The sequence below is a fragment of the Maribacter zhoushanensis genome (assembly GCF_029350975.1).
GTDB lineage: Bacteria > Bacteroidota > Bacteroidia > Flavobacteriales > Flavobacteriaceae > Maribacter > Maribacter zhoushanensis.
Map to the genome: position 1 here is coordinate 74,343 of NZ_JARKMR010000009.1, position 14,865 is coordinate 89,207.

The following is a 14,865-nucleotide window of genomic DNA, read 5'->3' on the forward strand; positions in this document are numbered from 1 at the left end:
ATTTTGCCCAAAAATAGTACAACAAAGTTTAAGGCATTGTTAAAACTTGGTAAGATTAAATTTATATCTGAACTTGCGGACATGAAGAAGAAAACGAGAAAACCATCTAAACGAAAATTTAGTATCCGTAAAATAATCGGCTTAGGTATTTTGGGTCTCTTCGCCCTCTTTATTCTATTTATTACCAGTGTCAATATTGGTTTATGGGGAAAAATTCCTTCTAAAAAAGAACTTTCAAATTTTCAATATCAAATGGCTTCTGAGGTTTATACAGCAGATAGTGTATTGATCGGTAAGTATTATTTATACGATAGACAACCTGTTGCCTTTCAGGATTTCCCTGAGCACTTGGTACAAGCATTGGTTGCCATTGAAGATGAGCGTTTTTACGAGCACTCTGGCGTTGACATTAGAAGTTTAATTAGAGTAGGTTTCAAAACTGTTCTTTTAGGTGATAATTCTTCTGGTGGCGGTAGTACCCTTACCCAACAATTGGCAAAAAATTTATATCCTAGAAAAGAAAGAAATAAAACAAATATTGTCGTAAACAAGGTCAAAGAAATGATCATTGCCAAAAGACTGGAGAAGATTTTTACGAAAGATGAAATCATCACCAATTATCTAAACACGGTTTCTTTTGGTGATAATACGTTTGGTATAGAAAGTGCCGCACTTAAATTTTTTAATACAAGAACCAAAGATATCAGCGCTACCCAAGCAGCTACTTTAGTAGGCATGTTAAAAGCTACATATGGGTACAACCCCAGAATATTCCCTGAAAAAAGTCTTGGCAGACGTAATTTGGTATTACGAGCAATGTATAATAACGATTTCATTTCTGAAGAACAGGTATCTACTTTTTCACAAGAAGGACTTAATCTTGACTATAGGGAGTTTGACTACAATGCCGGTATTGCACCTTATTTTAGAGAGGAAGTTCGTAAAGAGATGCTGAATTGGATTGCCGAACAAGACCAAACCGAGACCGATTATAACATATATACTTCTGGACTAAAAATTTACACTACCCTAAACTATAAAATGCAAAAATTGGCGGAAGAAGCTATGGTTGAACATATGACCAAATTGCAAAATAGTTTTGAAAAAAGTTATGGTACCAATGCGCCTTGGTTAAAGGATAAAAAGTTGATGGAAAAAATAGCAAAGCGAACTCCTACTTATAAAAAGCTAGAGAAAGCGGGCTTATCACATGCAAAAATTATAGATAGTTTATCTAAGAACAAACAACAGCGAACTTTCAAATCTTGGCAAAAAGACGAAGAGTTAACTGCCAGCACTATGGACAGCATTCAACATTATACCAAATTCTTAAATACCGGTTCTTTAGCTGTGGACCCTACCAATGGTGATATATTGGTTTGGATCGGTGGTATTAATTTTGAACAGTACAAGTATGACCATATTTCTCAAAGCAAACGTCAAGTGGGTTCAACCTTTAAACCCATTGTATATACTACTGCAGTGGAACAAGGTATATCGCCATGTACTTATTTCTCTGCCGAGGAAATAGAATACGATAATTTAAAAGGTTGGTCGCCATCTAATTCTGGAGATAAAAATGAGGCATACCTCAACTATTCTATGGAAGAAGGCCTTAGTAATTCCATTAATACCATTGCTGTAAAAGTTTTAGAAAAAGCAGGTATTGACAATACTATAGCAATGGCAAAAAATATGGGAATTGAAGATAAATTACCCAAAGAAGCATCTATTGCACTAGGTACCGGTGAAATAAAGATTTTAGATTTAGCTCAAGCTTATACCAGCTATGCAAATAACGGCAAACATATAAAACCTAATTTGATTAAACGTATTTCTAATTATAAAGACTCTGTTTTAGTTGAATTTAAGTCTGAATTGAACAAAAAAGCGGCTTTTTCTAAAGAAACCGGTCAAATTATGATTGAAATGATGAAATCGACCATCAATTCTGGTACAGCTGCCAGACTTAGAAATACATACGGACTAAAAAATGACATTGCAGGTAAAACCGGTACTACGCAAAATAATAAAGATGCTTGGTTTGTTGCCTTGACCCCAAAACTTGTACATATAACTTGGGTAGGGCTTGATCAACATGAAATAGGGTTTAGCAATACTAGTATTGGGCAAGGTGCAAATGCCGCTCTACCCCTATTTGCACTATGGATGAAAGAATTGAACAAAGACAAAGATTTTGATACCTATACCAAAACTAATTTTCCAAAACCATCTGCTACAGTGCTAGAAGTATTAAATTGTGACCCCATAAAACGTGACGGATTCTTTAAGCGTCTTTTTAAAAATCCTAACAAGAAGAAGAATAAAAAATTTGATGGTTAATTATTTTAAATATCTGTGCTGAAGTAGACAGCTATTCTACTTTAGCATTTATTTAACAAAACATTATCTTAAATTTGGTCAACTACCAAACCATAAACAAATGACCAAATATTTAAGTACTCTTGTACTTATACTTTCTTGCTATTCGCTAACTGCTCAAATAGATAAAAAAAGCTTTAATGTAAAGCAGATTACCTCAGAAATTATTCCTGACGGTGCTCTTGATGAACCTATTTGGTCAGAAGCAGATCAAGCAGATAAATTTTGGCAATTCTTTCCCTTAGATACTATACAATCTAAAAAGCAGACAGAAATTAAGATGTTATACGATGACACCAACCTTTATGTTGGTATTACTGTATATACCGCAGGTTCAGATTATTCTATTCAATCATTAAAAAGAGATTTTAGGGCTGGTAACAGTGATAATATCACCTTACTTTTTGATACGTTCAATGACGGTAACAATGCTTTTTTATTTGGTATCAATCCGTACGGAGTTCGTCGCGAAGGCTTAGTTTCTGGTGGTGGATTAAACCTCAATGGATTTACTATTTCATGGGATGTGAAATGGCGTGGAGATTCTAAAATCTATGACGGGTACTATACTTCTGAAATGGTTATCCCTTTAACGGCTTTTAAATTCAAAGAAGGTGAAACTAAATGGCGATTTAACAGCTATCGTTTTGATACTCAATCTAACGAAAATAGTACGTGGATGAACATTCCACAAAATCAAAATATATACGGTCTTACGTTTATGGGCGATATGATCTTTGAAAAACCCTTGGGTAAATACCGTACTCCACTCGCAGTCATACCTTACGTAAATTTTGGCTCTCAAAAAGATTTTGAACTTAACGAGTCAGAAACAAAGATAAATTTCGGTGGTGATGCCAAAATAGCTATTGGCAATAGTATGAATTTAGATGTAACCGTAAACCCAGATTTTTCTCAGGTTGAAGTAGACGATCAAGTAACCAACTTAACACGCTTTGAAGTTTCGCTCCCGGAAAAGAGACAATTTTTTATAGATAACAGTGATTTATTTGGCAGCTTTGGTGGCGGAAGAGATGCAAATCCGTTCTTTTCTAGACGAATAGGTATTGCTAAGGATACAGCAGATAACACTATTGAAAATAAAATAATTGGCGGTGTTCGTTTAAGTGGCAAATTAAATAAAGGGTTGAGATTAGGTTTTTTAAATTTACAGACCGCAGAGGACCTTGACGAACAAATAGCATCTAATAACAATACAATGTTAGCGCTGCAGCAAAACGTTTTTGGGCGCTCTAATATTGGCATGTTTTTTATAAATAGACAATCATTTGAAGATTATGAATTTCAAGATCCTGAAGACCGTTACAATAGGGTTGCCGGTATAGATTACAACCTTATTTCTGATAACAACATTTGGAACGGTAAATTCTATCTACATAAATCTTTTGCGCATAATGCCGGCAAAGCAAATTTGTCATCAGGCGCATTCATGCAGTACAATTCAAGAAATTGGAACATTTTTGAAGATATTGTCTATGTAGGTGAAGATTTTAGATCAGACCTAGGGTTTATTCGCAGAACCGATATTTTTAAATCTGCAACAATGGTAGAGCGTGTTTTCTGGCCAGAAGACAGCTCAATACAGAGTCATAGCTTTCGCTTTTTTCCGGTTTTGACTTGGAGTCCTGAAAATGATTTTCTTCATACCGATTATAACCTGAATGGTGCATGGGAATCTAAATTCAATGATCAATCTGAAATAAATTTTGCATACACGCATACATATACTTATCTATTTGATGAATTTGATCCAACAGATTTAGACGATGCCATACCGCTACCTAACGAAGTTGGTTATCACTATAATTTTGTTTCGTTAGAATATAGATCAGATAGAAGAAAACGTTTTGCCTATTCTCTAGAACCTACTATTGGTAGCTTTTTCAATGGTGATAGATTTTCATTAGAGGCACAAATGTCATTAAGATTTCAACCAAAAGTATTTTTATCCCTTGCAATGAACTATGACAAAATAACCTTGCCAAAACCATATTCTAGCACTGACATTTGGTTAATTAGCCCTAAAATAGATGTTACCTTTAGCAAATCAATATTTTGGTCAACACTTGTACAATACAGTAATCAGAGAGATAATTTAGGTTTTAACTCTAGGTTACAATGGCGTTTTGCACCATTGTCAGATTTATTTATCGTTTATAACGACAACTACTTTGTAAATTCTTTTGAACCTAAATATCGTTCTATAAATCTAAAACTCACCTACTGGTTAAATATCTAAAATGAAGTATAAAATTCTATGTTCAGATTTAGACGGTACATTGCTTTCTTCTAAAAGTGATGTTTCTGAATTTGCTATTGAACAAATTGGCAAGATCAAAAACGATACTAAAATCATTTTAGTTTCTGCAAGAATGCCAAGTGGTATGCACTACATTCAAGAGAACTTAGGTATATCAGATCAGCCAATTATTTGTTACAATGGTGCCTTAGTATTGGCAGGCAACACGGCTCTTACATCCGTATTTATCCCTATAAACATTCTAATAGATATTTATAAGCTATGTGAAGATTTAGAAGCGGATTTAGGCTTATATTATAACAATGAATGGTACGTACCAAAAACCTCTTTACGGGTAGAGAAAGAGACCAAATACACAAAAACTTCTCCTACTTTTCAAGATACCCAAAGCACCTTGAATGATTGGAAGCAACGAAATGTTGGCGCGCACAAAATTATGCTTATGTGTACCAAAAACAGTGCAGATACATTGATGCCAGTACTTCAAGAAAAATTAGGCGATGTCCTTAACTTATATCGTTCTAATGACACACTTATTGAAATTGCCTCAAAAACGGTATCAAAACTTTCTGCAATTAAATTACTGTTAGAAGAGGATGAAGCCTTAACAGATATCGTAGCCTTTGGCGATAACTACAATGATATTGAAATGCTTGAAAACGTAGGCAATGGTGTTGCCGTTGCCAATGCAAGAGAAGAGGTAAAAGCGATTTCAAATCATATTACATTGGAAAATACAGCAGATGGTGTAGCGCATTACATTGCCAAAAACTTGGTTAATTAACTATATTTGATAATACCAACTTAGCACATCTTCTATGCCACACCTTTTTGCTCAAACCCTAATTACAAATGACACCGTAGTCTTCGGACTTTTAGCTCTTTGTCTTGGTTTCATCTTTTATACCTCTAGTCTGAAAACAGGATTTTGGAGGAAATTCTATTCCATTGTTCCTGCAGTACTTATGTGCTATTTATTACCGGCTATTTTGACCAGTACCGGAATTGTTTCTGATGAGATTTCCAATTTATACTTTATGGCAAGTAGGTACTTACTACCTGCAGCACTTGTACTTATGACGTTGAGTATTGACATGAAGGCCATTTCAAACTTAGGATCAAAAGCCCTTATCATGTTTTTAACTGGTAGTGCAGGTATTATTATCGGCGGACCAATTGCTATTCTTATTGTCTCTATTTTCTCTCCTGATACCGTTGGCGGAAATGATTTTGATGCCATATGGAGAGGGCTTTCTACTATTGCAGGTAGTTGGATCGGTGGCGGTGCCAACCAAGCTGCTATGTTAGAAATTTTTCAATACAATCCTGAAAAATATGGAGGCATGGTATTGATCGATATAGTAGTTGCCAATGTATGGATGGCCATAGTACTTTTAGGAGTTGGCAGAACCAAAAAAATTGACGCTTGGTTAAAAGCAGATACTTCTGCCATTGAAACTTTAAAAGTAAAAGTGACTGAGTTTACCGAGAGAATTACTCGTGTACCCACCTTGAACGATTATATGATTATGCTAGCCCTAGCTTTTACCGCTGTTGGTATAGCTCATTTTTTTGGCGACCATATAAGTACTTATTTAGAAGGTAATTTTGACGCTGTAAGCGATAAAAAGAGTTTTCTATCTTTCTTAGGCTCTGCCTTCTTTTGGATGGTAGTTATCGCTACAGGTTTGGGCATAGCGTTATCCTTCACTAAAGCAAAGAATTATGAAGGTGTAGGTGCCAGTAAAATTGGCGGTATGTTCATTTATATTCTGGTTGCTACCATTGGTATGAAAATGGACCTGAACAAAGTACTGGAAAACCCTGGATTGATTGCTGTTGGCTTTATCTGGATTGCCATTCATGCAGGATTGATGATATTGGTCGCTAAACTAATTAAGGCACCATATTTCTTTCTAGCAGTGGGTAGTCAAGCAAATGTTGGTGGCGCGGCTTCCGCACCTGTTGTTGCTGCAGAATTTCACCCCTCATTAACATCGGTCGGTGTGCTATTAGCTGTTCTTGGCTATGTAGTAGGTACTGGTGGCGCTTTACTTTGCGCCTATTTGATGGAAGTTGCATCGAGTTTATAATATTCATAGTTACTAACAAAATAAAGGCTTGGCGTTCTTTATTATCAAATTTTATAGATATTTGCTCCCTAAATCATAAGAATGAAGAAAATACTATTTTTTGTTGCCGCGCTATTGGCATTAAGCTCATGTGGCGATAACACAGAAGAGACAATGATTGTAAACGGTAAAATCAAAGGACTTAAAAAAGGAACCCTTTATTTACAACACGTACCCGATTCGGTTTTAATTACTGTCGATTCCCTTACTATCAACGGAGATGGAAATTTTTCTTTTGAGACTAAATTAACGAGTCCAGAGATATTCTATCTATACTTGGATAAAAAAGATAATAACGATATTAATGATCGTATTACATTTTTTGCCGAACCAGGAACCATAACCATCAATACAGATTGGAACACTTTTGATACTACTGCAAAAATTACAGGTTCTGAATCTCAAGAAAAATTAAAAGAATACAAACAGACCATGAGCGGTATCAACAAAAGAAATGTTGAAATAATGATGAATGCCGCACAAGTTGATGGAGAATTAAGCCAAATAAGTGTAGATTCATTAGCAAATATCAGCAATAGAAATACACAAAGAGGTTATGCATTTGCTATTAACTTTGCGCTAAATAACAAATCGTCATTTATAGCGCCATACATCGCTTTAAAAGAAATACCTGATGCCAACGTCAAATACTTAGATTCAATCTACAGTGTACTATCTCCAGAGGTAGCTGAATCTAAATATGGTAAAGAGCTGGCTGTACTTTTAAAGAAATAATAAGTACAACTAAAATTTGTACCAACTAAAAAAGCATCCTATTACTAGGATGCTTTTTTAGTTATTTGAAAGATAGTAGTAAACTACACTAATTTATTAAGGTCATCAACCAATTTAGTGGCCTTAGTTTCCAAGTCTTTTCTTACTTCTTTAAAATGTGCTTTCTTGTTCTCAACATCATTTTTATTGATTTTAGCAACCAATTCGTCAAAAGTTGCAAAAGCCTCATTTATAATAGCATTTCCCTCCTTAGAGTACGTTGTATGACCTTTTGTTGCCTCAACTATATCAACTCCTTCTATAATGTCACCAAGAACATTATTAATATCTTTTTTTAAATTTTTAATACTTGCCATCTCTAATTATTTTTTGCAAAAATACAATTTTTGAACTCGCGTATAGTTAATTAGAACTTAAATAGTAACTTCTAACAGTTTAGCTCCAGTAGATTGTAAAGAAATCTTTTGAGTTGAAGCTGGTAATAAAGCTGTTTCTCCACTTTTTATAGAGACGTCCCCTTCTGCTGTACTAATCTTAGCCTCACCCCCAACGCACATATAAATTGTAAAAGAATCTCGTTGTGCAGTATCCAAGTCTAAATTTTCTGTAAGTTCAATGAAGTTTGTTTTAAAATAAGGACAGTCTACCATTGTATTTACTTCATTCTTATCATGACTGTAATAGACTTTGAAATCATCTTTCTTTTCATAATCTACAGCATCTAAAGCTAACTCTGTATGTAATTCACGAAGATTTCCTTCCTTGTCTTTTCTATTGAAGTCAAAAACACGATATGTAACATCAGATGTTTGTTGTATTTCTGCCAACATCACCCCTGCTCCAATAGCATGTATTTTTCCGGTATTAATAAAGAAAGTATCGCCCTCTTTAACTTCCTCATAATTAAGAAGATCAAGTAGGGTATCATTAGCAACACTTTCAGCATATTCTTCTTTGGTTACATCTTTATTGAAACCTACTATAAGTTCTGCCTTTGGGTCAGCATCCATTATATACCACATCTCTGTTTTACCAAAAGAATTATGACGTTCTTTTGCTAATGCATCATTTGGATGTAATTGAATAGATAAATCTTGTTTGGCATCAATAAATTTAATTAAAATTGGAAATTCTTTTCCAAAACGTTCAACAACACTTTTACCCAACAATTCTTCTGCATTAGAATCAATTAAGTCTTGAAGAGACTTACCTTCCAAACTACCGTTCGCAACAACGGAAATATCACCTTTTACAGTAGATAGCTCCCAACTTTCGCCAGTAATATCACTTTCAATAGGTTTTCCAAAAACCTCTTTTAGCTTGGTACCGCCCCAAAGTCTTTCTTTTAAAATGGGTTTAAATTTCAAAGGATGTATCATTCTATTTTTTTAAGTTGGTCTATTAATAACTACTATAACGTTCAATTGAAAAAAATCTTACACTTTTCTTTTAAAACTATCCAGAAAAAGTAACGTAATTTCTAGGTGTTTCATAAAGTACAACTTCTAAGTCATGTGTTTTTTGAACAAATGGTCTTAACCTTTTCCAGATTACAACAGCTATATTTTCAGCAGTAGGATTTAAGGTTTTAAATTCTTCAACTTGTACATTCAAATTTTTATGGTCTAAATAATCTTCAATCTCTACTTTGATCAAATCTTTTAACACCTTCATATCCATTACAAAACCAGTTTCTGGATCTATTTCTCCTGTTACGCTAACAACCATTTCATAATTGTGACCGTGAAAATTAGGGTTATTGCACTTACCGAAAATTTCATCGTTCTTGCTGTCTTCCCAATCTTTTCTATATAACCTATGAGCGGCATTAAAATGTGCCTTTCTACTTACTTTTACTTTCATCTTTACGCTGGCGTGTTAAATAAATGTTCGTAAAACTTATCAAAAATAATCTTAAACCAAGCCGTATATTCATTAGGGTTATTAGAGATATCTTCTTTTATTGATTCAGGAGACATCCATTTCCAAGCCTCTACCTCTTCTGGGTTTATATTTGGTTCAGCATTAAAACTACCGATCATTACATGATCTAATTCATGCTCTGTTAAACCGTTATCAAAAGGAGCCTTATAAATGAAAGAGAACAGTTCTTTTAACTCTGCTTGAAAGCCCATTTCTTCTTGAAGTCTACGCTTACCTGCTTCAATATTAGATTCGCCAACACGTTGATGACTACAACATGTATTTGTCCATAATAATGGAGAATGATATTTAGATGCCGCACGTTGCTGCAACATAATATCACCATTGTCATTCGTAATAAAAACGGAAAATGCTCTATGTAAAACTGCCTTTTCATGGGCTTCCATTTTAGCCATAGTGCCTATTTGCTCATTATTTTCGTTTACGAGAATTACCTGTTCTTCCTTCATAAGGTAAAAATAAGGCGTTTTAGGTATTTTACGTAATCAAGAATATATAAAAAGAAAATTCTAGAAGAAACGTGGCGATTTTAAATTGTTCTTGGTCATAATGAAATCGTATCTAAAAATTACTTCGAACGATCCATCATTAAAAGCGGTATTACCTAGATCAGTAGTTTCTTTGTCATACGCTATTCCAATTAAAAACTTATTAGAGACATTGAAACCTGCCATACCACTAAATGCAGCATCCCACCTGTAGGCAGCTCCTAAAATAAATTTTTCATTAAGCATAAAATTAGCTGATAAATCTACCTGCAACGGTGCCCCTTGTACAACCTTAGTAAGTAATGCCGGCTTGAATTTTACAGACTCATTTAAATCCCAAACATAACCTGTTATCAAGTAAAGATTCATTTGTTCTTTAGCAGTAGATAGGTTGGTCTCTTGAAAGTGTGTTGTTTCTAAAAACCTTGGAACCGATAAGCCTACATAGAATTTATTGGTATGGTAATACACTCCAGCACCTATATTCGGGGAAAGTCTATTATCAATATCTTGCTGTAATGTAGGGTCAGTGGTATATTGATTTAGTTCTGAAAACCTAACATCCAACAAATTCGCGCTAGCTTTTAAACCAAAACTTAATCGCCCTTCCGTTGAAGTCCAAACCGTATATGAAAAATCAATATCAAAATTTGTTTCTGAAGTAGGACCTATTTCATCATTAACGATTGAAAGTCCTAAACCAACTCCTCTATAACCAATTGGAGAATGAGCATTAAATGTCTGGGTAGTAGGCGCACCATCTAACCCTACCCACTGGGACCTATGCAAAGCCCCTATGCTTATATGACCTCTAGATCCGGCATACGCAGGGTTTACACTAATAGTATTGTACATATACTGTGTATACTGTGCATCTTGTTGACCATAAGAAAACACACCAAAACAAATTGCCACGATAGCGACAACCTGCCTTAGTATTTTCTTTTTAAGTATGGTTATATATGTGTTAAACATTCTAATTATCTATTTATATAAATGTAACCTGACAGTGTTTCTGAATCTCCGTTAGGCATTTCATAATCCAGTATGTAGAAATATGTACCTACTGGTAATTTACTATCCATATCAACGGTTACTCTACCTTCTGATGTTCCATCAAAAACATTTCCTTCCGTGTTATATGCTTTAGTCATGTATACGGCTACACCCCATCTGTTATAGATTTTCAATGTATTGTTAGGGTAATTTTCTAACCCGTTAATTCTTAAAACATCATGAATACCGTCACCGTTAGGTGTAATAACGTTGAAAACTTCAATTTCTTCTTCTAGTTGTCCTAAATCTGAATCCAAGTAGTTTGGTATACGATCAGAATCAGAATCATCATCAACATAATTTCCATTAAGATTGATATCTTCATCACGGGTTTCTATACCATCATCGTCATCATCGGTATCCCTATAATCAGATTCTTCATCACCATCTGTATTAGGAAGCTGCGTATACGGGTCATCAATTTCATCATTGACATCCGTATCAACCGAAATTGCACCTTCATAACCATCATCTAGACCATCATTATCTTTATCTGAACCAATCATAACAACATCTGCAATACCATCGTGATCATGATCATGAGCTTCAATAGCATCTAGTACATTATCGTTATCACTATCCTCATCTAAATAATCAGGTAAGTTATCTCCGTCAGTATCAACTGGGAATATTCCAGTTAAACCATTAGCTTCATAAGCATCATCTAAACCATTGGTATTCGCATCGATCCCTGATGGCGGAATGTATTCTGCAGTTGTTTGCGCTTCAACATTATCCGGTATACCATCGCCATCTGCATCGATATCCAAATAATCTGGGAAACCGTCGCCATCAGAATCTGTTGGATCGGTAGACGGATCATTATCACCATCTAAATTCAAATCTTCAAAACTATCAACAATACCATCATCATCACTATCCATATCAACACCTAAAGGATTGATTAGAATTGTAATGGTAGATGTACTACAGTTACCTACTTCATCACAAACGGTATAATCAAAAGCATCTGTACCTAAATAATTGTTATTCGGGAAATAGGTTGAAATATCATCGGATGGGTCATTTGGTGTACCATTATCGTCAACAGTTACTGAACCATTAGTTGGTTGCGTTACACTAAATGTACCATCTGTAGGTAAATCATTATCGTTCAATTGCCATGTATCTATTGCAGTGATTGCATTGATATCAATTGCAATAGAATCATCATTAGTATCTAATATTGGTAATACTTCTATAGTTACGGTTGCCGTACTACAATCTCCGTAAGCATTACAAATTGTATAATCAAAAGTGTCCGTACCATTGAAATCTACATCTGGAGTATAGGTTACTATATCATCCATAGGATTGTTTGGTGTACCACCATCATCAATGGTTACCGAACCATTTGCCGGGTCAGTTGTTGTTAAGGATCCTACATCCGGTAAATCGGCATCATTACCATAAATATCTATAATTACCGGTACTTCTTCATCTGTAGTTACCAAATCATCTTCTAAATCTGCCGCCTCAGGCAAACATACCACTGTGAAATTTGGCAAGCTAAAAGTATTCCCTGCTTTTGTTACTAGTGCAGTATATCTTACAACGGCATCTGTAGCAATTACCATGGGACTTAATTGATCACCTGGTAATGGTGGACTCCAACTTACCGAAGCTGTGCTTGGCACGTTAGAAGTAATGTCCATAGTTACTTCATTATCTGGATTATTACAATCTGTTACAATAAAATAACCCGTGGCATTAGAACCACATAAAGTACCGTCATAAGTAGCAAAGTAAATACCAGGTTGGGTGACTTCGTAAAAAGAATCGGTACCGAGGACCGTTGCCGTGTCTGAAGCTTCATACCAACGAAAGTTATTTTGATCACTATCCGTAGGTGCCTGAAGTAAGAATTGGGCGTTAGATACCAATACCCCCAATATCGTAGTAACGATACTAAGAAATATGGTTTTATATATATGCGTTTTTTTCAAATCGATTTGGGATCTAAGCTTTAATTCGCTAATTATTTAACAACAAAAACTACGTTGATCAATGTATTGTAATCAGTTGGTGCAGCTATAACATCGTAGGTCATTACACCTGTTGCGCTAACACTTACGTTTGCGAATACAGTAGGATCATAATAAGTAACATAATAGTACAACTCGGTATTTATATATGTTGGTATTGCTGCTGGTGCACCAGCACTAGCTACTGCTGGAGTACCATACTGACTAATGTATTCATCATGTAAATCTATTGTTCTTCCCGTACCTGTTGTAGCTACGTCAACTTCAATTGAAGGTGGGTAGAAAATCTTAGAAGATTTCATTGTGTTTACTTCTACTATATCTCCATCAGCTTCAACACCTAATAATGTTGTTGGTGTGCCTGACACTGCATTTGATCCGTAATCCGAGAATCTTACGGTACCACCTTCTACATCTAATTTAGCATCTGGTGTATTGGTCCCTATACCAACTTCATCAGCAGAAGCATCCGTAAACAATAGATGAGTATCCGTATCACCTTCAACTCTAAAATCATAGTTACCTCCTGTTTCGTTAATGGTTACCCTATTATCTATTCGGGTATATTTATTCAATAAATTTCCGGTAGTAAAACCACTACCGTTAGTGTTTATTCTCAACCAATTATCAGTCGCACGCAAAGTCTCCTTCCCGTTCATGTACAAGTAATCATTTATTTCAACATTACCCTCAACATCTAATGCTCTGTTATTTGTGATGGTTGTTTTACCAATCCCAACATTTCCTTGTGTAAAAATATTATCCGTAATAGCATCTGGAGCAGATGTTCCACCTACTTCATACCAATCATGGTCTGATAAATTAGATAGATCTACTGTTGAATCTGTTCCAGTTCCATTATCTAATGTAATCACGTTGCCTGAAAGGCTAATTCGCTGGTTATCTGTATTGGCCAAGCTAGAAAGATTTACAGTCTCAGAACTACCATCCTCTATACCAATAGTTAACGTAGTACCTGATAAACCAGAACCCTGTATACTTTGATTATCCGCCAATGCAGCTAAACTTACCGTATCTGAACTACCGTCTTCAATACCTACCGTTAAGGTATTACCTGAAAATGTTAGATTTCTTATACTTTGGTTATCAGTACCTGAATTATCTAAATGAGATAGATTAACAGTTTGACTATTACCATCTTCTATACCAACCGTAAGTACATTAGAACTGGTATTTATAGCAAGATTCTCTATATTTTGGTTATCACTACTCGCAGGGAAATTTACTTCAAGATCATAATCATTACCAGACGTTGTCAATGTTACAGAACCATCAGATGATGTTAAGGTTTGAATCTCATTAGTTGCGTTTGAATCGGCATCATTTACATTTAATGTAATAGCGTTACCACCTGAAATCGATATTTGACCAGCAGCACCTGTTGTTGCCAATGTTTGATCATCTGTTGCTGGATCACCTGCCGGACCTTGTGGACCGGTTGCCCCATTCTGACCATCTTGACCATCTTGGCCTGGTTGACCATCTTGACCTGCAGGACCTTGGATACCTTGATCGCCCTGGTCACCTTTCTCTCCTTGGATGCCCTGGATACCTTGATCGCCCTGATCTCCTTTTTCTCCTTGGATGCCCTGGATACCTTGGTCACCTTGATCTCCTTGGATGCCCTGGATACCTTGGTCGCCCTGGTCTCCTTTTTCTCCTTGGATGCCCTGAATACCTTGGTCACCCTGATCTCCTTTTTCTCCTTGGATACCCTGAATACCTTGGTCACCCTGATCTCCTTTTTCTCCTTGGATACCCTGGTCGCCCTGGTCACCTTTCTCTCCTTGGATGCCCTGGATACCTTGATCGCCCTGATCTCCTTTTTCTCCTTGGATGCC

The 14,865-nt window shown here is 35.6% G+C and carries 12 protein-coding genes; 5 read left to right on the plus strand and 7 right to left on the minus strand.

The features are described 5' to 3' along the window. The first annotated feature begins 81 nt into the window (after positions 1–81). The 5 genes from PXD56_RS17945 (at position 82) to PXD56_RS17965 (ending at position 7,530) form a co-directional block, all read left to right on the plus strand. On the plus strand, positions 82–2,343 hold the full coding sequence (locus tag PXD56_RS17945; RefSeq protein ID WP_276494706.1) for a transglycosylase domain-containing protein: 2,262 nt from the start codon (positions 82–84) through the stop codon (positions 2,341–2,343). Positions 2,344–2,443: 100 nt separating this feature from the next. After that, positions 2,444–4,642, plus strand: coding sequence for a DUF5916 domain-containing protein (locus PXD56_RS17950; RefSeq protein WP_276494707.1), 2,199 nt, complete (start codon positions 2,444–2,446; stop codon positions 4,640–4,642). A 1-nt stretch (position 4,643) separates the two neighbouring features. Next, the gene (locus tag PXD56_RS17955) at positions 4,644–5,447 is read left to right on the plus strand and encodes a Cof-type HAD-IIB family hydrolase (protein ID WP_276494708.1); all 804 of its coding nucleotides are present in this window, start codon (positions 4,644–4,646) and stop codon (positions 5,445–5,447) included. A gap of 34 nt (positions 5,448–5,481) precedes the next feature. Next, on the plus strand, positions 5,482–6,756 hold the full coding sequence (locus PXD56_RS17960) for a DUF819 family protein (protein ID WP_276494709.1): 1,275 nt from the start codon (positions 5,482–5,484) through the stop codon (positions 6,754–6,756). Between the two features lie 81 nt (positions 6,757–6,837). Further along, a complete protein-coding gene (locus PXD56_RS17965) occupies positions 6,838–7,530 on the plus strand; it encodes a DUF4369 domain-containing protein (RefSeq protein ID WP_276494710.1) in 693 nt (230 codons plus the stop codon). Between the two features lie 83 nt (positions 7,531–7,613). Here the strand turns inward: PXD56_RS17965 and PXD56_RS17970 are convergent, their stop codons facing one another. From PXD56_RS17970 to PXD56_RS18000, 7 genes are all read right to left on the minus strand, one after another. After that, positions 7,614–7,886 (minus strand): hypothetical protein, encoded by a 273-nt coding sequence (locus tag PXD56_RS17970; protein ID WP_276494711.1) that lies wholly within the window; start codon positions 7,884–7,886, stop codon positions 7,614–7,616. A 57-nt stretch (positions 7,887–7,943) separates the two neighbouring features. After that, positions 7,944–8,906, minus strand: a complete 963-nt coding sequence (locus PXD56_RS17975) for a type I phosphomannose isomerase catalytic subunit (protein WP_276494716.1) — start codon at positions 8,904–8,906, stop codon at positions 7,944–7,946. A gap of 79 nt (positions 8,907–8,985) precedes the next feature. Next, the gene (locus PXD56_RS17980; RefSeq protein WP_276494712.1) at positions 8,986–9,393 is read right to left on the minus strand and encodes a 6-pyruvoyl trahydropterin synthase family protein; all 408 of its coding nucleotides are present in this window, start codon (positions 9,391–9,393) and stop codon (positions 8,986–8,988) included. Positions 9,394–9,395: 2 nt separating this feature from the next. Further along, positions 9,396–9,923 carry an isopentenyl-diphosphate Delta-isomerase gene (gene idi / locus PXD56_RS17985; RefSeq protein WP_276494713.1) on the minus strand — a complete coding sequence of 176 codons (528 nt, stop codon included), beginning with the start codon at positions 9,921–9,923 and terminating at the stop codon, positions 9,396–9,398. A gap of 60 nt (positions 9,924–9,983) precedes the next feature. Next, on the minus strand, positions 9,984–10,937 hold the full coding sequence (locus PXD56_RS17990) for a PorP/SprF family type IX secretion system membrane protein (RefSeq protein WP_276494714.1): 954 nt from the start codon (positions 10,935–10,937) through the stop codon (positions 9,984–9,986). Between the two features lie 5 nt (positions 10,938–10,942). Then, the gene (locus tag PXD56_RS17995) at positions 10,943–12,964 is read right to left on the minus strand and encodes a T9SS type B sorting domain-containing protein (protein WP_276494715.1); all 2,022 of its coding nucleotides are present in this window, start codon (positions 12,962–12,964) and stop codon (positions 10,943–10,945) included. Positions 12,965–12,996: 32 nt separating this feature from the next. Continuing rightward, positions 12,997–14,865 (minus strand): autotransporter outer membrane beta-barrel domain-containing protein (locus PXD56_RS18000; RefSeq protein ID WP_476703483.1); only part of this gene is annotated, 1,869 nt, incomplete at its 5' end.

Excerpts from the sequence above, each read along its gene's own strand:
- PXD56_RS17945 (WP_276494706.1), top strand. The coding sequence starts at position 82 with ATGAAGAAGAAAACGAGAAAACCATCTAAACGAAAATTTAGTATCCGT.
- PXD56_RS17950 (WP_276494707.1), top strand. The coding sequence starts at position 2,444 with ATGACCAAATATTTAAGTACTCTTGTACTTATACTTTCTTGCTATTCG.
- PXD56_RS17955 (WP_276494708.1), top strand. The coding sequence starts at position 4,644 with ATGAAGTATAAAATTCTATGTTCAGATTTAGACGGTACATTGCTTTCT.
- PXD56_RS17960 (WP_276494709.1), top strand. The coding sequence starts at position 5,482 with ATGCCACACCTTTTTGCTCAAACCCTAATTACAAATGACACCGTAGTC.
- PXD56_RS17965 (WP_276494710.1), top strand. The coding sequence starts at position 6,838 with ATGAAGAAAATACTATTTTTTGTTGCCGCGCTATTGGCATTAAGCTCA.
- PXD56_RS17970 (WP_276494711.1), bottom strand. The coding sequence starts at position 7,886 with ATGGCAAGTATTAAAAATTTAAAAAAAGATATTAATAATGTTCTTGGT.
- PXD56_RS17980 (WP_276494712.1), bottom strand. The coding sequence starts at position 9,393 with ATGAAAGTAAAAGTAAGTAGAAAGGCACATTTTAATGCCGCTCATAGG.
- idi (WP_276494713.1), bottom strand. The coding sequence starts at position 9,923 with ATGAAGGAAGAACAGGTAATTCTCGTAAACGAAAATAATGAGCAAATA.
- PXD56_RS17990 (WP_276494714.1), bottom strand. The coding sequence starts at position 10,937 with ATGTTTAACACATATATAACCATACTTAAAAAGAAAATACTAAGGCAG.